The following is a 19386-nucleotide window of genomic DNA, read 5'->3' as shown; positions in this document are numbered from 1 at the left end:
GGGTTTTACAACAGCAACCGACTGCATTCAGCGTTGGGCTATCGCTCTCCGAACGACTATGCAAAAGGCTTAAGGCAGTCGGTTGAATAGCCAGCTTCTTGGCGTCCGCTGTCACGGGACAGGTCCAGCTTTACTCAACGTACTTATTTTGCAGCACAATAAAAAAGCCGCTCCGGCAATCGGAAGCGGCTTTCGATATGCAGCCAGCTCTACCTGGCAACACAGCCTCAGAACGGCAGCTTGAAACCCGGTGGCAGTTGCATGCCTGCCGTCATGCTCCCCATCTTCTCCTGACTGTTCTGCTCGACCTTGCGCACCGCGTCGTTAACCGCAGCGGCAATCAGGTCCTCGAGTACTTCCTTGTCTTCCTGCATCAGGCTGTCATCGATGCTGATGCGCTTGACGTCGTGGCGACCGGTCATCACCACGCTGACCAGGCCAGCACCGGATTGGCCAGTCACTTCGGCATTGGCCAGCTCTTCCTGCATCTTGGCCATCTTTTCCTGCATCTGCTGAGCCTGCTTCATCAGGCCGGCCATGCCACCTTTCATCATGGGGTACACCTCGATTGGGTCATGTGATACGGCCCAGCACAAGGCCGGCCGCACGGTTATCCGTTCATTGGCCCTGGCTGGCCAGGGCGTCTACAGGCTCAATAGTATCCTGTCGCACCGTCGCACCAAACTGCCGGATCATCTGCTGGATGAGTGGGTCCTGCTCGATCGACGCCTCCGCATCACGCTGGCGCTCGGCACGCTTGCGGGCGGCGGCCTGGGCCGGGGTCTCCTGCTCGGGGCGGATCAGCTCGATCTTCAGCCGCAGGGTACGCCCCAGGTGCTGGTTGAGCGCCTCGTTCAGGCGACGCTGCTGGGTCGCATTGAACAGCGCCCCCTGGCCAGGGTCCAGGTGCAGCAGCCAGTCGTCACCCTCAGCAGCGATCAACGTACAGTTCGCCGCGATGTTGCCCGTCATCCCGGAGACAGGCAACTGTGGGAATAATTCCAGCCATTGCAGGGCAAGGCCCGTGGCCGGCTGGGCCGCCGGCAGCGGCTCCACTACCGGGGCCGGCTCGGCTTCGTGGACATGCTCGGCCAACTCGTCCAGGTAGCTGAAACCCGCCGGATCGCTGTCCGGGGTGTAGTAGTCCTCGTCCAACGGTGGCTCGTCGTCGCGGTCCATGCCGGCCGAGCCATAGGCAGACGGGTCGAATGGCGGCTCGTCGTAGGCCGGCTGGCTGGCTCGCGGCTCGGGTGCCGGGGCCGCTGGCACAGGGTCGACGGTCACAGGGGCCGGGCTGGGGTCTTCCCACGGCAGGTCGACGACCTCTTCCTCGACCGTGTCCCGCTCCGGCTCCGGCGTAGCGGCTTCAGCTTGGGGCTCACGCTCGGGCGTGGGCTCCGGCAGGGGTTCGGTCACAGGCTCGGGCACCACGGCCTGCTCCACCACGGGCGCAGCGGGCACGACCGGCGCGGCTTCTGCCGGTGCAACGGCGTGCACAGGGGGATTGGCGACAGCTGGCTCGGCGGCAGGCGCCGCAGCTGCCACCGGGCTTGCAGGATCAGCTGTGGCCTGGCTGATCCCCACCGGCTTTAGTACCGGCCTCGGGGCATCGTCGCTGTCGGCCGGCCGGAAGGCCAGCATCCGCAGCAGGACCATTTCGAAACCGCCGCGCGGGTCCGGTGCCAGTGGCAGGTCACGACGGCCGATCAGGCCCATCTGGTAATAGAACTGCACATCCTCGGCCGGCAGGGCCGAAGCCAGCGCCAGGACCCGCTCGCGGTCACCCTGGCCGTTGTCGACCGCCTCCGGTAGCGCCTGGGCGATGGCCACCCGGTGCAGCACGTTGAGCATCTCGGCCAGCACGCCGTTCCAGTCCGGCCCCTGTTCGGCGAGGTTGCGCACCGCCTCCAGCAGTGCCCGGGCATCGCCTTCCAGTAGCGCCTGGAGCACGCCATACACCTGGCCGTGGTCGAGGCTGCCGAGCATCGCCCGGACATCGGCGGCCAGCACCTTGCCCTCGCCGAAGGCGATGGCCTGGTCGGTCAGGCTCATGGCATCGCGCATCGAACCGTCGGCGGCGCGGCCGAGCAGCCACAGGGCATCTTCCTCGAACGGCACGTTCTCGGCGCCGAGCACATGGCTCAGGTGCTCGACCACCCGTTCCGGGCTCATGTTCTTCAGGGAGAACTGCAGGCAGCGCGAGAGAATGGTCGCCGGCAGCTTCTGCGGGTCGGTGGTGGCGAGGATGAACTTGACGTAGGGTGGCGGCTCTTCCAGCGTCTTGAGCAAGGCGTTGAACGAGTGGGTCGAGAGCATGTGCACTTCGTCGATCAGGTAGACCTTGAAGCGCCCACGGCTCGGCGCGTACTGCACGTTGTCGAGCAACTCGCGGGTATCCTCGACCTTGGTACGGCTCGCGGCATCGATCTCGATCAGGTCGACGAAGCGGCCTTCGTCGATCTCCCGGCACACCGAACAGGTGCCGCAGGGCGTCGAGGTGATACCGGTTTCGCAGTTCAGGCACTTGGCGATGATCCGCGCGATGGTGGTCTTGCCCACCCCACGGGTACCGGTGAACAGGTAGGCGTGATGCAGGCGCTGGTTGTCCAGGGCGTTGATCAAAGCCTTGAGCACATGGGTCTGGCCGACCATTTCGCGGAACGAGCGCGGACGCCATTTACGTGCAAGAACCTGATAACTCATCAAAAACCATCGCAACCTGAACGAGCGGAAGATCGCTAATGCTAGCGGAGCGGGGGCAAAATTGCACCCTGCCGAACTCGTCTAAGCTAACGATCAGGCGCACGCCTGGGCAACGATCAAGGAGGATTGACGTGCGGCGAGTCCTGGCCATCCTGATGCTGTGGGCGAGCCACGGCCTGGCGGAGCAACCGACGCTGCGCTTTTCCGTGGCCGAAAGCTGGAGCATGCCGCTGATCCGCATCGAGCACGAGCAGCCGGTGGACGGTATCCTCTTCGACCTCATGCAGGCCCTGGCCCGCGAGGCGGGCGTGCGCCCGGAATACCACCTGCTGGCCCGCCTGCGCCTGCAGCAGGCCGTCGACGAGGGCGACATCGATGTGCGCTGCTACGTCGCCAGCCACTGGCTCAACGATCACGCCGGCAATTTCCTGTGGAGCGTACCGTTGATCCGCCAGCGCGACCTGCTGGTCGGCAGGGCCGATGACCGTAGCCCTGTCCTGCCTGAACAGCTCCCGCCCCAGGCCATCGGCACCGTGCTGGGCTACACCTACCCCACCCTCGCCCCACTCTTCAAGCAGGGCCGCCTGCGTCGCGAGGACAGCCGCAACCAGTTGCTCGCCCTGCAGAAGCTGCAGGCTGGCCGCTATCGCCATGCGGTGAGCAACCAGTTGTCGCTGCAATGGTTCAACCACGCCTTGCCAGCGCAGGAACGCCTGCAGCCCCTGGCAGTGTTGGAGGAACAGGAACTGGGGTGCATGGTACGCAACGACCCGGCGCTACCGACGCAGCGCGTGCTCAGGGCGCTGGTGCGGATGAAGCAGTCCGGGGAGATCGAGGCCATCGTCCAGCGCTACGGCACCTTGGCCCATCAACCCGAGAACGATCAACTGGCCGTGCCCAGCCAGATCTCCGGTCGATGACGGTGCTAGCAAGACTGCGACCGTGAAAATCCGAACCTTTTCATAAACGAGTGCGCGTTGCTGGCTGCATACCCCGTCAATAACCATGCGATTCGCGGAACGACTTGCCCTTGTGGTAGGCGATCCACTCCTCCACATCGTAGGGCAGGTAGAGCTGTCGGCGGGCGCGGGACAGGGCGATGTACACGGCGCAAATCCGCGCATCGAACTCATAGGCATCCTTGAAGGTGCCAAGCGACATCAACCCCGGGGTCAGCAACACCTGGTCGAACTCCAGCCCCCCCGCGTCCTGCGCCATCATCAGCATCAGGTTGTCGGGATGATCGCTGACCCGGCTCTCCAGCCGGGTCAGGTCGCCGACCCGGAACCCTTCCCTCAGCCTGTTCTCCACCCACAGGAACGATTCGTCATGCTGGTTGGCATGGCGTACCTGCTGCCAGTCGGTCATATGGGCAAAGTACGGGTGCGCCGTCTGCGCGTCTTGCTCGTAGTAGTTGTGGGCATACAGGGCCGCCCTGGACAGCTGGGTGGCCGAGCGCATGAAATGCTGCATGTCCTGGGCATCGGGAAAACCGATCCCACGGTCGCGCTCGGTCATTTCCATGGCCCACTTCATCGTGTCCCAGCGTGAAGCGGTCAATACCACGCAACCGGCCGGCGGCACGAACCCCTCGGGATAGCGCTTGACGCTCACGTCCACGGGGCTGGCGCCGGCGAAGGCGAGCTTGGACTTGTACGAGTGGACGTTGATCAATGGATTGATCAAGCGCTCGACCTTGGCGCCGGAGCGCACCGACAACGCGACATCACGCTGGCGCACCTCGCGCCGCTGCTGGAAGCCAGGCCCCTTGGCCCGCTGGTATTCATCGCCCAGGGTGATCAGCGCCTGCCTGCCTCGCTCGATGATCTGCAGCAACGACTCCGGCACATCCTGGCTCTCGTCGATGATGACGTGGCTGTAGTACGCCGGCACGCTGAAGCCCGCCAAGCTGGCCCGCTTGATGGCCAGCAGCGCCGGGAAGCCGGTCTGCGAATCCCAGGCGGGCTCTATCTGCAGGTACGACCAAAGGCGGCTCGAGTACTCCAGCAGGACCTGGCTGTCCTGGCGAGACAAGGGCACCTCGAAGAATGGCAGGTGTCGCGAGGTCAGGCTGTGGCTACGGGACTCGCAGTAGTTCTTCAACAACTCCAGGCAGATATCCAGTGTTTGCCGTGCACCGTACTGGCGAAAACCGACGATCCCCAGTTGCTCGGCCAGCGCGCGCTTGTCCATATGCCTGGCAGTCGCTTTAAGCGGCCTGGGTCGGGGCCCCGACAACAGCATGTGGGCGAAGGCCTCGAAGGTCTTGCCCAGCGCCTTGTGGGCCTGGGGGCCGATGCGCTTGCGCAAGGCATCGAGTTTTCCAGGGGTACGGGCAAGCGCCAGCACCCTGCCCGACGGTAGGCAGTCCATCAGGGCCCCCAGCAGGTAGCTCTTGCCGATGCCTGCATAGCCTTGGATATGCAGGTCCTCTCCTGGGTCGGCGCGCACGATCCTGAGCAGCTTGTCCTGCTCCCGGGTCAGCCAGCGCTCCTTGTCGTAACCGGTGAAAACCTGCTGGGAAAACGGATTGGCGGCCTGGTACTTGTGGCCGCTGAAGGTGAAATCCCAAGTGCCGTCTTCATGCAGGTAATCGCGGGCGGCCACCTCGTCGGCCTTCATCAGGCGCAGGTTCGCCTTCTTCAGCAGCCTCAGGCCATGATGCAGGCTTTGCGCATCGAACAAGCGCCGGGCCTCCGTAAGCAGCCCGACGCCGGGCGCGTGACGGCTGTCGGCCGCCCAGGCCAGAAGTTTCGCCAGCAGCTTCTCCGCCGCGGCCGGTCGCAGGTCCTGCCCTGCCCCCTTGGCCAGGTGCTGAATGACCAGCACCGCCGCCAGTTCCGCCTCGCTCAAGGCTTCGAGCGCCGCATCGCCCTGGGCGTCGAGCAGCCCCTGGCACACCTCGGCGGTGACGGGAAGAAACACAGGGTGGGAAAAGTCGTGGTGTTCAGGTTGCATACGCGCTCACGGCAAGATGGCGAAGATCGTTCAGGACTTGGAGGTTTCAGGATCGCCCGCGACCTCGAGCGCATACTCGTAGGCCCCCAGGCTGCCCGACATCCCTCCCGGATACACCCTGCCCCGCCCGTCGACAGGCACCTGCCGAGCATCGGCCTCGAGCAGGCCATCGAGTTCGTGGAGGGCCATTTCCAGGAGTTTGCGCAAGTCCCTCGCATTACTGGCCGAGACCCGCAGCTGGAAGTCCAGGCCATCGAGCAGAGCCCCTTCCGGCTTATCGGACGGCGCGTCGCTGGCCAGGCTGGCCTGGCTCAGGATCCGCTCATGCTCCTCTTCCATCTGGTCCAGCACCTTCGTCAGTTCCAGGACCTTCTCGGGATGGGCCGCCATCTCGTTCTTGATCTCCAGGCGGCGCAGCTGCCATTCGCGGATCCTCTGGCGGGTCTGCTCGTCAACTTGATCCATGGTCGCTACCTCACGGCCGAAATGCACTGACAGGAATGCCGTGCATGATAAAGCGCCTGGGGCAAAGGTGCAGGGAAAAGAACGAAGGCGTGCATGAGCACCGCCAGGGGGCTGGCGACACGACGAGGACAGGAGGGTGAAACGAGGTGGCGGACGCCAGAAATGGAGGCGGCCCCACCAGCCACACCCCGGCACACGATGTCACCGCTGCGGCTGCTCCCTTCCAGGCCTGACCGGGTTCACGGCTGATCGTTGCGGGGGGACCGATGGGGCCACCACGACGCGGCGCGGCAAGCGACGAGCCGCGCCATTGTACCGGTCTGGGGCGAAGTTACAAGCGCTGGCTCAAGAAAAAACCATCATTTCTCAATAACTTGCCCCACCGCCCAGTCACACGGCGATGCCGTGCCCGTCGAGAAACGCGACGAATGCGTCCTCGTCCAGCACCTTGACCCCCAGTTCGTTGGCCTTGGCCAGCTTGGAACCGGCACCGGGGCCGGCGACCACGCAATGGGTCTTGCCCGACACGGAACCGGCGACCTTGGCTCCCAGGCTCTCCAGCTTGTCCTTGGCGATGTCGCGGCTCATGCGCTCCAGGGTGCCGGTCAGCACCCAGGTCTGCCCGGCCAGGGGCAGCCCTTCGGCGGCCTTCTTCTCGCTGGCCCAGTGCATGCCGAAGGCCTGCAGTTGCGCCTCGATGTCGCGGGCCAGCCGTTGGTTGGCCTCGGCCTTGAAGAACTCGCGCACGGCGTCGGCCTGCTTGGTGTTCAACGCCTGGCGCAGGTCGATGCCGTCGGCCGCGATGATCTTGTCCAGCGTGCCGAGCTTGTCCACCAGCTTCTCGGCACCGGTCGGGCCGACCGAGGGGATGTCGAGCTTGGCGATCATTCCGGCCAGGGTGGTGCTGGCAGCGAACTCGGCGGCCAGGTCGCCTTCGTCCTGCAGGTGCAGGCCGCTGGCGAGCAGTTGCTCGATGACCTCGCGGTTGTGGGCGTCTTCGAAGAAGTTGCGGATCTCGTAGGCGACCTCCAGGCCGATGTCCGGCAGGTAGGTCAGCACCTGCGGCAGGGCCTGCTGCACCCGTGCCAGGCTACCCAGGGAGCGAGCCAGCACCTTGGCGGTTTCCTCGCCCACGTCGGGGATGCCCAAGGCATAGATGAAGCGTGCGAGGCTCGGGCGCTTGCTCGCCTCGATGGCCGCCAGCAACTTGTTGCTGGACACCTCGGCGAAGCCTTCCAGGGCGACCACCTGCTCGAAGGTCAGGCGGTACAGGTCGGCCGGCGAGCGGACCAGACCTTCGTCCACCAGTTGCTCGACGCTCTTCTCACCCAGGCCGTCGATGTCCATGGCGCGGCGCGACACATAGTGGATGATCGCCTGCTTGAGCTGGGCGGCACAGGCCAGGCGGCCGACGCAACGATACACCGCGCCTTCGCTGGTGGTTTCCCGGCCCTTGCTGCGCTTGACCAGCTGGGTGCGCTCGACCTGCGAACCGCACACCGGGCACTGGCTGGGCACCTGCACCGGGCGGGCATCCTCGGGGCGGCGTTCGGGCACCACCTGCATGACCTGGGGAATCACGTCACCGGCACGACGGATGATCACGGTGTCGCCGATCATCAAGCCCAGGCGGGCGATCTCGTCCATGTTGTGCAGGGTGGCGTTGGAGACGGTGACACCGGCCACCTTGACCGGCTTCAGGCGCGCCACAGGCGTGACTGCGCCCGTGCGACCGACCTGGAATTCGACGTCGAGCACCTCGGTGAGCTCTTCCATGGCCGGGAACTTGTGGGCGATGGCCCAGCGCGGCTCACGGGCACGGAAACCCAGCTCGCGCTGGGCGGCCAGGCTGTTGACCTTGAACACCACGCCGTCGATCTCGTAGGGCAGCTCGTTGCGCCGAGCGCCGATGTCGCGGTAGTAGGCCAGGCACTGCTCGACGCCGGCGGCATGCTTGAGTTCGCGGCTGATGGGCAGCCCCCAGGCCTTGAGCTGCTCGAGGATGCCGATATGGCTGTCGGCGATGTCCTCGGACACCTGGCCCAGTCCATAGCAGCAGAACTCCAGCGGGCGGCTGGCGGTGATCCTCGGGTCCAACTGGCGCAGGCTGCCGGCGGCGGCGTTGCGCGGGTTGGCGAAGGTCTTGCCGCCGCTCTCGGCCTGGGCGGCATTGAGCCGATCGAAGCCGGCCTTGCTCATGTACACCTCGCCCCGCACCTCCAGCACCGCAGGCCAGCCGCTGCCCTGCAGCCGGAGCGGGATGTTGCGCACGGTGCGCACGTTGGCGCTGATGTCCTCGCCGGTGCTGCCGTCGCCACGGGTGGCGCCCTGCACCAGCTGGCCGTCGCGGTACAGCAGGCTCACCGCCAGGCCGTCGAGCTTGGGTTCGCAGCTGTAGTCGACCGCATCGGCCTGGTCGAGGCCTTCGACCACCCGGCGATCGAACTCGCGCAGGTCGGTTTCCTCGAAGGCGTTGCCCAGGCTGAGCATGGGGATCTCGTGGCGCACCTGGCTGAAGGCTGCCAGCGCCGCACCGCCGACACGCTGGGTCGGGGAGTCCGGCGTGACCAGGTGCGGATACTCGGCCTCCAGGGCCTTGAGTTCATTGAACAGACGATCGTATTCGGCGTCGGGTACGCTCGGCTCGTCCAGCACGTAGTAGCGGTAATTGTGCTGGTCGAGTTCGGCACGCAATTCGTGGATTCGGTTTTCGGCGTTCATTTCATCTTCTCTTGCAAAGCGAAAGAGCAGCCAAGGGACGATGACGTTCACGTCAGGCCTGCGCCTGCGGGCCGCTTCGCGCCCCATCGCGACACAAGGCCGCTGCCACAGATTCAACGCCGCTCTAGGGAAACGCGTCATAACCTGTGGCAGCGGCCTTGCGATGGGCTGTGAAGCAGCCCCGAGTGAACGACATCCAGCCCCAGGGCTGCTCTTGCGTTTGTATCAGGGCGGACAGGATCGAGGCCGGGCCTGCCCGCTGGGGTACCTCAACGCTTCTGGGTCAGTGCGCGGCGCTCGAACTCGACGATGCGCTGGCGGTAGTGCTCGATGGTCTGGGCGGTCAGCACGCTGCGCTGGTCGTCCTTGAGCTCGCCGTTGAGCTCGTGGGCCAGCTTGCGCGCGGCGGCGACCATCACGTCGAAGGCCTGCTTCGGGTGACGCGGACCGGGCAGGCCGAGGAAGAAGCTCACCGCGCGGGTGCTGAAGTGGTCGATGTCGTCCAGGTCGAACACGCCGGGCTTGACCGCGTTGGCCATGGAGAACAGCACCTCGCCGTGGCCAGCCATGCTCTCGTGGCGGTGGAAGATGTCCATCTCGCCGAAACGCAGGCCGCTCTCGAGGATGTTCTGCAGCAGGGCCGGGCCCTTGAAACCGCCCTCGTCGCGGGAGATGACGCTGATCACCAGCACTTCCTCGACCGGCGGCAGCTCCTTGGCGGCGTTGTTGCCGGTGGCGAAGCCATTGTTGCGATTGCTGTCGGCGGCGTAGTCGTCGTCGGCATCGGCGAACAGGTCGGGCTCACGGGGCTCGGCGGCCAGGTTCAGGTCGCCCTGCTGTGGATCACCGCGCTTGCCACGCTTGGCGGCCTTGGCCGGCTTGGGTTCGCGCTCGCGCGCCGGGGCACTGAGCGACGGCAGGTCGCTTTCGTCCAGCTCAGGCTCCTTATGGGTGTCGAGGACACGCGCAGGGCCGAGCACCTCGGCGCCGCCCTCGTCGTCCGGCAGGTTCGAATAGCTGCGATCCAGGCGGAACTTCAACTTGCCCTTGCCGCCGCGCATGCGGCGCCAGCCGTCGAAAAGAATACCGGCGATGACAATGATGCCGATGACGATCAGCCACTCGCGCAGACCGATTTCCATGTAATCCCGTGCCTCTATAAAAATATGCTTGAAAACAAAGGCTTCAAAGCCCTTTAACACGTGGCGCCAACTCTATGTTCTGACAGGCGTTTTACCCACGCAAAAAACAAGTGACATTAAGCTAGCACGACCAAAGACAACTTTACACCGTCTCTCGCACATGTCAGGGGCATTTACCCACTAATCCTGCCCTATCTTCGCTCATCAGGCGTCGACCATGGCCAGTGCCTCCTCCACATCAACTGCAACAAGACGTGAACAGCCCGGTTCGTGCATGGTCACCCCCATCAGTTGATCGGCCATTTCCATGGCGATCTTGTTATGGGTGATGTAGATGAACTGCACACTCTCGCTCATTTCCTTGACCAACCTGGCGTAACGCCCGACGTTGGCATCGTCCAGCGGCGCATCGACCTCGTCGAGCATGCAGAACGGTGCCGGGTTCAGCTTGAAGATGGCGAACACCAGCGCCAGGGCGGTCAACGCCTTCTCGCCACCGGACAACAGGTGGATGGTGCTGTTCTTCTTGCCCGGCGGGCGCGCCATGATCGTCACCCCTGTATCGAGTAAATCTTCGCCCGTCAGTTCCAGATAAGCACTGCCGCCACCGAAAACTTTTGGAAAAAGTGCCTGTAATCCGGCATTTATCTGATCAAAGGTATCCTTGAAGCGGTTGCGGGTTTCCTTATCGATCTTGCGGATGACGTTCTCCAGCGTCTCCAGGGCCTCCACCAGGTCGGCGTCCTGGGCGTCCAGGTAGCGCTTGCGCTCGGACTGCTGCTGATATTCCTCGATGGCCGCCAGGTTGATCGCGCCCAGACGCTGGATGCGCCCCTCGAGCTGTTCCAGCTCCTGTTCGGTGCCCTGCTCGCTGGCTTCGGGCACGAGCGTGGCGAGCACGCCCTGCAGATCGTAGCCATCGGCCAGCAGTTGCTCCTGCAGCGTCTTGCGGCGTACGTCCAGGCCCTGGGACTCCAGGCGCGACTGCTCCAGCTGGCCACGCAGCAGTTGGGCCTGCTGCTCGGCCTGGGTGCGGCGGCGCTCGGCGTCGCGCAGTTCGCGGTCGGCCTCGTCCATGTGCAGGCGGGCCTGGCGCATTTCCTCGTCGACGCTCATGCGCCGCTCCAACAGCTCCTCCAGCTTCAGGCGCAGCTCCTCCAGCGGCGCTTCGCCCTCTTCCAGGTTCAGGCTCAACTGTTCCTGGCGCTCGCTCAGGCGCGCAGCCTGCAACTCCAGGCGCTCCAGGGCCTGGCGCGTGGAGTCGTGCTGGGCCCGCAGCGAGCCCAGGCGCACGGCCAACTGGTGGGCGTGATCCTTGTGCTGTCGGGCCTCCTGGCGGATGCGGTCGAGGCCCTCGCGCAAGCGATCGCGACGGGCCAGCAGTTGTTCGCGCTGCTCGGTGTCCTGGGCCATCAGCTCCAAGGACTCCTGCAACAGCAGGCGCGCTTCGCCCAACTGCTCGTGCTCCAGGGCGCGCTGCTCCAGCAGCTCGGCCAACTCTTCCTGGAGCCGACGACGGCGCAGTTCCAGTTGCTCGGCGCGGGCGCGGCCAGCCGACAGCCGTGCCTTGAGCTCACCCTGCCGGCGGTTTTCGTCCTGGCTGCGCTGGCGCAGTTGCTCACGCTGCACCTCCAGGTCGCGCTGCTGCCCGCGCAGCGCCTGGAGTTGCTGCTCGTGCTGCTCCAACTGCGCGGCCAGTTCCAGTTGTTCCTGGCCCAGGCGCTCGATTTCCTGGCCCCGGGCCAGGACGCCCCCCTCGGACTCGCCCCCCCGGCTCACCCGCAGGAAATGCCGGCCGACCCAGTAGCCGTCGCGGCTGACCAGGCTCTGGCCGTCGCTCAACTGCTCGCGCAGCGCCAAGGCCTGCTCCAGGCTGTCCACCGGCCTGACCTGGCCAAGCCAGGGCGCCAGGTCGGTGCGCCCCTCGACCTTGTCCAGCAGGCTGCCCGGCCACCGCGCGCCCTCTTCGCCCGCCAGCAGCAAGCGCAGCTCGCCTTGCTCCAGGGCGGTGAAATCGAGGCGGGAGAAATCCTCCACCAGCACCGCCTGCAGGTCGGCACCGAGCACGGTTTCCACCGCCAGTTCCCAACCCGGCTCGACCCGCAACCCCTCGGCCAGGCGTGGACGCTGCTCCAGGCCCTGCCCACGCAGCCAGTCGGCGGCGCCGGCAGCGGGCTCCAGGGCGGCCTGCTGCAGCGCCTCCAGGGAGGCCAGGCGCCCCCCCAGGCGTTGCAGCTCGCCCTGCTGTTGCTGGTGGGCCTCGCCGGCCTGCTGCAGCTGTTCGCGCACCGCTTCGAGACGCTCGAGCACCGCCTGTTCGGCAAGCTGCAGCTCCTCGAGCAGCAGGTCGCTGCTGGCCACCTGCTCCGCCAGCTCCAGCATGGCGGCATCCTGCGGGTCGGCGCCGAGCTGGTCACGCTCCTCGCCCAGCTTGCGCTGGCGCTCGGCCAGGCGCTCCAGGCTGGACTCGAGCTGCTGCAGGCGCGCCTGTTGCACCTCGGCCTGGCGCCGCGGCTCGGCCGAACGGGTGTTGAAGCCGTCCCACTGCTCCTGCCAGCCGTGCATGCCCAGCTCGGCTTCCTCCAGGGCCGCCGCGGCTTCCTCGGCGGCGGCCAGGGTCAGTTCCTGCTCGGGCTCGAGCATGGCCAGCTCCTCGCCCAGGGTGGCCAGCAAGGTTTGGTCATGGCCCAGGTGCGACTCGGTCTCAAGACGCGTGCGCTCGGCTTCCTTGAGGTCGTCCTGCAACTGGCGCAGGCGCTGCTGACCATGCTGGATGCTCTGCTCGACCCGGGCGATGTCGCCAGCCACCGAGTAGAAGCGCCCTTGTACCTGGTTGAAGCGCTCGGACAGCTCATGGTGCCCGTCACGCAGGCGCTCGATGCTGGCATCGGCGTTGCGCTGTTCGGCCACCAGGGCCTCGAAGGCCACTTCCTGGTCGCCGATGATCGTCTCGCGCTGGCGCACGCGCTCGTCCAGGTCACGCCAGCGCAGGGCCGACAGGCGCGCCTTGAGCTGGCGCTCATGGGCCTTGTACTCGCGGTACTTCTCGGCCGCCTGGGCCTGGCGGTGCAGGCGCTCGAGCTGGCGCTCGAGTTCCTCGCGCAGGTCGGTCAGGCGCGCCAGGTTCTCCTGGGTACGGCGGATACGGTTCTCGGTCTCGCGGCGGCGCTCCTTGTACTTGGAGATGCCCGCCGCCTCCTCGATGAAGTTGCGCAGCTCCTCGGGCTTGGCCTCGATCAGCTTGGAGATCATGCCCTGCTCGATGATCGAGTAGCTGCGCGGGCCGAGGCCGGTACCGAGGAAGATGTCGGTGATGTCGCGGCGCCGGCACTTGGTGCCGTTGAGGTAATAGGTGTTCTGCCCGTCGCGGGAGACCTTGCGGCGGATGGAGATCTCGGCGTAGGCGGCGTATTCGCCGACCAGGGTGGTTTCGCTGTTGTCGAACACCAGTTCGATGCTGGCCTGGCTCACCGGCTTGCGGCTGGTGGAGCCGTTGAAGATGACATCGGTCATCGACTCGCCGCGCAGGTTCTTGGCCGAACTCTCGCCCATCACCCAGCGCACCGCGTCGATGATGTTGGACTTGCCGCAGCCGTTGGGCCCCACCACTGCGGCCATGTTGCTGGGGAAGTTGACCGTGGTCGGGTCGACGAACGACTTGAACCCGGCCAGGCGAATGCACTTCAGGCGCATCGGTCAGGTCCGCGCCAAGGCCGCCAGCACCAGTTCGCAACTGCGCTGGCAATAGGCGACGAGCACCTCGCGGATGCGCGGCAGGTCGCGGGCGACCACGGCTTCGAGCAGGCGGGCGAACAGTTCGAGGTAGTCGTCCATGTTGGCCTGGCGCTGGTCCAGGGCCAGGTAGTAGGCACGGCTCATGGCCGGTTGCAGGTTCTCCACGGTTTCCTGCAGGTAAGGGTTGTCGGCGAACGGATAGGCCGCGCGCATCACCGCGAAGCTGTCGGCGACGAAGGTCTTGATGTCCTGGTCGGCATGGGCCTGCTGCAGGCGTTGCTGGATCGCCAGGAAGGGCTGCAGGTCGGTTTCACTGCGCCAGTTCTGCGCCACCGCGTTGCCCAACAGGATGTAGAACTCGCCCATCAGGGTGCACAGGCTGCGCACGCTGCGCTCGTCCAGTTCGGTCACATGGGCGCCACGACGCGGCAGGATCGCGACCAGATGGCGACGTTCGAGGATCAGCAATGCCTCGCGCACCGAGCCGCGGCTGACGTTCAGTGCCTGGGTGACCTTCTGCTCCTGGATGCGCTCGCCCGGCGCGAGCTCACCGCGGATGATCCGTTCGGCCAGGTAGTGGGCAATCTGCTCGGAGAGGCTGTCCGGCGCCTTGAACGTCATGGTTTTCCTTCAAACTCTTTGAACTGGGCACAAGGGCGCGATTGTAGCGCACTTGCCCACCGCTCGCGCAGCGCAACGTGGCGCTTTATTCGACCTGCGCAGCGACCGGCAAGTCGGCGCGAACTATGCTTGCAAGAGAGGCAGTGTGTGCGGCCGGGCAAGGACACAGATAATTTCTTGACCTTTGGGTCAGAAAAATATTGACCAAGAGGTCAAGCGTTGCTTAGAGTCCGTCCGAACAACAATAAAACCATTGCGAGGCCTTCCCCGTGATCCAGTTTCTCGTCAACCAGGAGCTGCAGAGTGAGCACGCCCTGGACCCGAACATGACGGTGCTGCAGTACTTGCGTGAGCACCTGGGCAAACCCGGCACCAAGGAAGGCTGCGCCAGCGGCGACTGCGGCGCCTGTACCGTGGTGGTGGGCGAGCTGGCCCAGGACGACCAGGGCCGCGACACCCTGCGCTACCGCAGCCTCAACTCGTGCCTGACCTTCGTCTCGTCGCTGCACGGCAAGCAACTGATCAGCGTCGAAGGCCTCAAGCACAAGGGCGAGCTGCACAGCGTGCAGCAGGCCATGGCCGACTGCCATGGCTCCCAGTGCGGCTTCTGCACCCCCGGTTTCGTCATGTCGCTGTTCGCCCTGCAGAAGAACAGCGACGGCCACGACCTGCACCATGCCCAGGAAGCCCTGGCCGGCAACCTGTGCCGCTGCACCGGCTACCGGCCGATCCTCGCCGCCGCCGAACAGAGCTGCGCCCGCCCCTGCCGCGACCAGTTCGACGAACAGCAGGCCCAAACCATCGCCCGCCTCAAGGCCATCGCCCCAAGCGAGACCGGCGAGCTCAACAGCGGCGACAAGCGCTGCCTGGTGCCGCTGACCGTGGCCGACCTGGCCGAGCTGTACAGCTCCCATCCCGAGGCACGCCTGCTGGCTGGCGGTACCGACCTGGCCCTGGAGGTCACCCAGTTCCACAAGACCTTGCCGGTGATGATCTACGTCGGTGGCGTGGCCGAGCTCAAGCGCATCGACAAGACCGCGACCCACCTGGAAATCGGTGCCGCCACCCCGCTGACCGACTGCTACACCGCGCTCAACGAGGAATACCCCGACTTCGGTGCCCTGCTGCACCGCTTCGCCTCGCTGCAGATCCGCAACCAGGGCACCCTGGGCGGGAACATCGGCAACGCCTCGCCGATCGGCGACTCGCCACCCCTGCTGATCGCCCTGGATACGCAGATCGTCCTGCGCCAGGGCGAGAACCAGCGCGTGCTGGCGCTGGAGGACTACTTCATCGACTACCGCATCACCGCGCGCCAGGACAGCGAGTTCATCGAGAAGGTCATCGTGCCGCGCGCCAGCAGCGACTGGACGTTCCGCGCCTACAAAGTGTCCAAGCGCCTGGACGACGACATCTCGGCGGTGTGCGCGGCGTTCAACCTGCGCATCGAGGACGGCGTGGTCAGCGGTGCACGGATCGCCTTCGGCGGCATGGCGGCGATCCCCAAGCGCGCCCGTGCCTGCGAGGCCGCGCTGCTCGGCAAGCCGTGGAACCAGGCGAGCGTCGAGCGTGCCTGCCAGGCCCTGGCCGAAGACTTCACCCCGCTCACGGATTTTCGCGCCAGCAAGGAATACCGCCTGCTGACCGCGCAGAACCTGCTGCGCAAGTATTTCATCGAACTGCAAACGCCGTACATCGAGACCCGGGTGACCGCATATGTCTAACCATCACGCAGCCAAGAGCCAGGCCGAGATGGCCGAACTGTTCCGCCAGGGCCTGACCACCGGTGTCGGCCGTAGCGTCAAGCACGACAGCGCCGACAAGCATGTGTCCGGTGAAGCGGTGTACATCGATGACCGCCTGGAATTCCCCAACCAGTTGCACGTCTATGCGCGCACCTCCGACCGCGCCCATGCACGCATCCTGCGCATCGACACCACGCCCTGCTATGCCTTCGAGGGCGTGCGCATCGCCATCACCCACGAGGACATCCCGGGCCTGAAGGACATCGGCCCGGTGGTCGCCGGCGACCCGCTGCTGGCCATCGACAAGGTCGAGTTCTTCGGCCAACCGGTGCTCGCCGTGGCCGCCCGCGACCTCGACACCGCACGCCGCGCAGCGATGGCGGCGATCGTCGAGTACGAGGACCTGGAGCCTGTGCTGGACGTGGTCGAGGCGTTTCGCAAGCAGCACTTCGTGCTCGACAGCCACACCCACCGGCGCGGTGATTCGAGCACGGCGCTGGCCAGCGCCCCGCACCGCCTGCAAGGCACCCTGCACATCGGTGGCCAGGAGCACTTCTACCTGGAGACGCAGATCTCTTCGGTGATGCCCACCGAGGATGGCGGCATGATCGTCTACTGCTCGACCCAGAACCCCACCGAGGTGCAGAAGCTGGTCGCCGAGGTGCTGGACGTGCCGATGAACAAGATCGTCGTCGACATGCGCCGCATGGGCGGCGGCTTCGGTGGCAAGGAGACCCAAGCCGCCAGCCCCGCCTGCCTGTGCGCGGTGATCGCCCGCCTGACCGGCCAGCCGACCAAGATGCGCCTGCCGCGCATGGAAGACATGACCATGACCGGCAAGCGTCACCCGTTCTACGTCGAATACGACGTGGGCTTCGACGACCAGGGCCGCCTGCATGGCATCAACCTGGACCTGGCCGGCAACTGCGGTTATTCGCCGGACCTCTCCGGCTCGATCGTCGACCGCGCCATGTTCCATTCCGACAACGCCTACTACCTGGGCGACGCCACGGTGCACGGCCACCGCTGCAAGACCAACACCGCCTCCAACACCGCCTACCGCGGCTTCGGCGGCCCCCAGGGCATGGTCGCCATCGAGCAGGTGATGGACCACATCGCCCGCCACCTGGCCCTCGACCCGCTGGCAGTGCGCAAGGCCAACTACTACGGCAAGACCGAGCGCAACGTCACCCACTACTACCAGACCGTCGAGCACAACATGCTCGAGGAAATGACCGCCGAACTCGAGGCCAGCGCCGACTATGCCGAGCGCCGCGAATCGATCCGGCGTTTCAACGAACACAGCCCGGTGCTCAAGAAGGGCCTGGCGCTGACCCCGGTCAAGTTCGGCATTTCGTTCACCGCTACCTTCCTCAACCAGGCCGGTGCGCTGATCCATATCTACACCGACGGCAGCATCCACCTGAACCACGGTGGCACCGAGATGGGCCAGGGCTTGAACACCAAGGTCGCCCAAGTGGTGGCGCAGGTGTTCCAGGTCGACTTCGGGCGCATCCAGATCACCGCCACCAACACCGACAAAGTGCCCAACACCTCGCCGACCGCGGCCTCCAGCGGCGCCGACCTCAACGGCAAGGCGGCGCAGAACGCCGCCGAGATTCTCAAGAAGCGCCTGACCGAATTCGCCGCCCGCCACTACAAGGTCACCGAGGAGGATGTGGAGTTCCGCAACGGCCATGTGCGCGTGCGCGACGAAATCATCAGCTTCGAGACCCTGGTGCAGCAGGCCTATTTCGCCCAGGTGTCGCTGTCGAGCACCGGCTTCTACCGCACGCCGAAGATCTACTACGACCGCGACCAGGCACGCGGCCGGCCGTTCTACTACTTCGCCTTCGGCGCCGCCTGCGTCGAGGTGATCGTCGACACCCTGACCGGCGAATACCGCATGCTGCGCGCCGACATCCTGCACGACGTCGGCGACTCGCTGAACCCGGCCATCGACATCGGCCAGGTGGAAGGTGGCTTCATCCAGGGCATGGGCTGGCTGACCACCGAGGAGCTGGTGTGGAACGCCAAGGGCAAGCTGATGACCAACGGCCCGGCCAGCTACAAGATCCCGGCCGTGGCCGACATGCCCCAGGACCTGCGGGTCAAGCTGGTGGAGAACCGCAAGAACCCCGAGGACACGGTGTTCCACTCCAAGGCCGTGGGCGAGCCGCCATTCATGCTCGGCATCGCCGCCTGGTGCGCGCTCAAGGATGCGGTGGCGAGCATCGCCGACTACCGCGTGCAACCGGACATCGATGCTCCGGCAACACCAGAGCGGGTGCTGTGGGGCTGCGAGCAGATGCGCAAGGCGGTGGCCCAGCGGCAATCTGTCGAACAGGAACTGGAAACCGTCACCCACTGACAGCGAAGAAACCCTGTGGGAGTGGGCAAGCCCGCTCCCACAGGGTCCGCGGCGCAACTTAGAGAGGTTGCATCATGCACCAATGGATCAACGCCCTCGCCGACCATCAAGCCCGCGGCGAACCCTGCGTCCTGGTGACCATCATCGAGGAGCGCGGCTCCACCCCGCGCAACGCCGGCTCGAAGATGGTGGTCAGTGCCACCGGCCTGTACGACACCATCGGCGGCGGCCACCTGGAGTACAAGGCCCTGCACATCGCCCGGCAGATGCTCCAGGAACAACGCGGCACGCCCCACCTGGAGCGCTTCAGCCTGGGCGCGAGCCTCGGCCAGTGCTGCGGCGGCGTCACCGTGCTGCTGTTCGAGCCCATGGCTGCGGTGCAGGCGCAGATCGCCGTGTTCGGCGCGGGCCATGTCGGCCGCGCTCTGGTACCCTTGCTCGCCGCGCTGCCCTGCCGGGTGCGCTGGATCGATTCGCGCGAGCAGGAATTCCCCGAGAGCATCCCCGCCGGGGTGACCAAGGTCGTCAGCGAGGAACCGGTCGACGAAGTCGCCGAGCTGCCCGCAGGCTGCTACTGCATCGTCATGACCCACAACCACCAGCTCGACCTGGAACTGACCGCGGCCATCCTCAAGCGCAACGACTTCACCTGGTTCGGCCTGATCGGCTCGAAGACCAAGCGGGTCAAGTTCGAGCACCGCCTGCGCGAGCGCGGCTACGACGACGCCGTGGTGGCGCGCATGCGCTGCCCGATGGGCCTGGCCGAGGTCAAGGGCAAGCTGCCGATCGAGATCGCCGTGTCCATCGCCGCGGAAATCATTGCCACCTACAACGCCTGCTTCGGCCAGCACGACGCTGCCGCCAATTCAGGCCCCATTGCCCAGTTGCTGCCGCCCTCCCGGCGCAGCCAAGCCATTTGACGAGA

The 19386-nt window shown here is 65.7% G+C and carries 12 protein-coding genes and 1 other RNA gene; 4 read left to right on the top strand and 9 right to left on the bottom strand.

The genetic code is table 11. The features are described 5' to 3' along the window. Positions 1-227: 227 nt before the first annotated feature. Together WCE05_RS22065 and dnaX are read right to left on the bottom strand one after the other, a co-directional pair. Positions 228-554, bottom strand: coding sequence for a YbaB/EbfC family nucleoid-associated protein (locus tag WCE05_RS22065; protein WP_225789893.1), 327 nt, complete (start codon positions 552-554; stop codon positions 228-230). Between the two features lie 64 nt (positions 555-618). Next, positions 619-2703: a DNA polymerase III subunit gamma/tau gene (gene dnaX, locus WCE05_RS22060; protein WP_368816558.1), complete on the bottom strand. Its 2085-nt coding sequence runs from the start codon at positions 2701-2703 to the stop codon at positions 619-621. 131 nt (positions 2704-2834) lie between these two features. Between dnaX and WCE05_RS22055 the strand changes: the two genes are divergently transcribed. Then, on the top strand, positions 2835-3623 hold the full coding sequence (locus WCE05_RS22055) for an ABC transporter substrate-binding protein (protein ID WP_225789895.1): 789 nt from the start codon (positions 2835-2837) through the stop codon (positions 3621-3623). A gap of 76 nt (positions 3624-3699) precedes the next feature. Here WCE05_RS22055 and WCE05_RS22050 read toward each other — a convergent pair whose 3' ends face one another. The 7 genes from WCE05_RS22050 to WCE05_RS22020 form a co-directional block, all read right to left on the bottom strand. Then, the gene (locus WCE05_RS22050) at positions 3700-5661 is read right to left on the bottom strand and encodes a hypothetical protein (RefSeq protein ID WP_368816557.1); all 1962 of its coding nucleotides are present in this window, start codon (positions 5659-5661) and stop codon (positions 3700-3702) included. Positions 5662-5691: 30 nt separating this feature from the next. After that, entirely contained in the window at positions 5692-6126 is a 435-nt protein-coding gene (locus WCE05_RS22045; RefSeq protein ID WP_225789897.1) for a hypothetical protein, read from the bottom strand. A gap of 172 nt (positions 6127-6298) precedes the next feature. Continuing rightward, an RNA gene (gene ffs, locus WCE05_RS22040) (signal recognition particle sRNA small type) lies at positions 6299-6395 on the bottom strand. 121 nt (positions 6396-6516) lie between these two features. Continuing rightward, the gene (gene ligA / locus WCE05_RS22035) at positions 6517-8847 is read right to left on the bottom strand and encodes an NAD-dependent DNA ligase LigA (protein ID WP_368816556.1); all 2331 of its coding nucleotides are present in this window, start codon (positions 8845-8847) and stop codon (positions 6517-6519) included. 269 nt (positions 8848-9116) lie between these two features. Further along, positions 9117-9989 carry a cell division protein ZipA gene (gene zipA / locus WCE05_RS22030; RefSeq protein ID WP_225789899.1) on the bottom strand — a complete coding sequence of 291 codons (873 nt, stop codon included), beginning with the start codon at positions 9987-9989 and terminating at the stop codon, positions 9117-9119. A 204-nt stretch (positions 9990-10193) separates the two neighbouring features. Further along, positions 10194-13682 carry a chromosome segregation protein SMC gene (gene smc, locus WCE05_RS22025; protein WP_368816555.1) on the bottom strand — a complete coding sequence of 1163 codons (3489 nt, stop codon included), beginning with the start codon at positions 13680-13682 and terminating at the stop codon, positions 10194-10196. Positions 13683-13685: 3 nt separating this feature from the next. Next, positions 13686-14345, bottom strand: coding sequence for a GntR family transcriptional regulator (locus tag WCE05_RS22020; protein WP_225789901.1), 660 nt, complete (start codon positions 14343-14345; stop codon positions 13686-13688). Between the two features lie 269 nt (positions 14346-14614). Here WCE05_RS22020 and xdhA point away from each other — a divergent pair, with 269 nt between their 5' ends. The 3 genes from xdhA (at position 14615) to xdhC (ending at position 19381) form a co-directional block, all read left to right on the top strand. Then, positions 14615-16069, top strand: coding sequence for a xanthine dehydrogenase small subunit (xdhA, locus tag WCE05_RS22015; protein WP_225789902.1), 1455 nt, complete (start codon positions 14615-14617; stop codon positions 16067-16069). Next, a complete protein-coding gene (gene xdhB, locus WCE05_RS22010; protein ID WP_368816554.1) occupies positions 16062-18461 on the top strand; it encodes a xanthine dehydrogenase molybdopterin binding subunit in 2400 nt (799 codons plus the stop codon). Before xdhA ends, xdhB begins: the two co-directional genes overlap by 8 nt. A 74-nt stretch (positions 18462-18535) precedes the next feature. Then, the gene (gene xdhC, locus WCE05_RS22005) at positions 18536-19381 is read left to right on the top strand and encodes a xanthine dehydrogenase accessory protein XdhC (RefSeq protein WP_225789904.1); all 846 of its coding nucleotides are present in this window, start codon (positions 18536-18538) and stop codon (positions 19379-19381) included. Positions 19382-19386: the final 5 nt, after the last annotated feature.

Source organism: Pseudomonas sp. I2 (assembly GCF_040984075.1).
Taxonomy (GTDB): Bacteria; Pseudomonadota; Gammaproteobacteria; order Pseudomonadales; family Pseudomonadaceae; genus Aquipseudomonas; species Aquipseudomonas guariconensis_B.
This window is presented reverse-complemented; position numbering and strand designations above follow the sequence as displayed.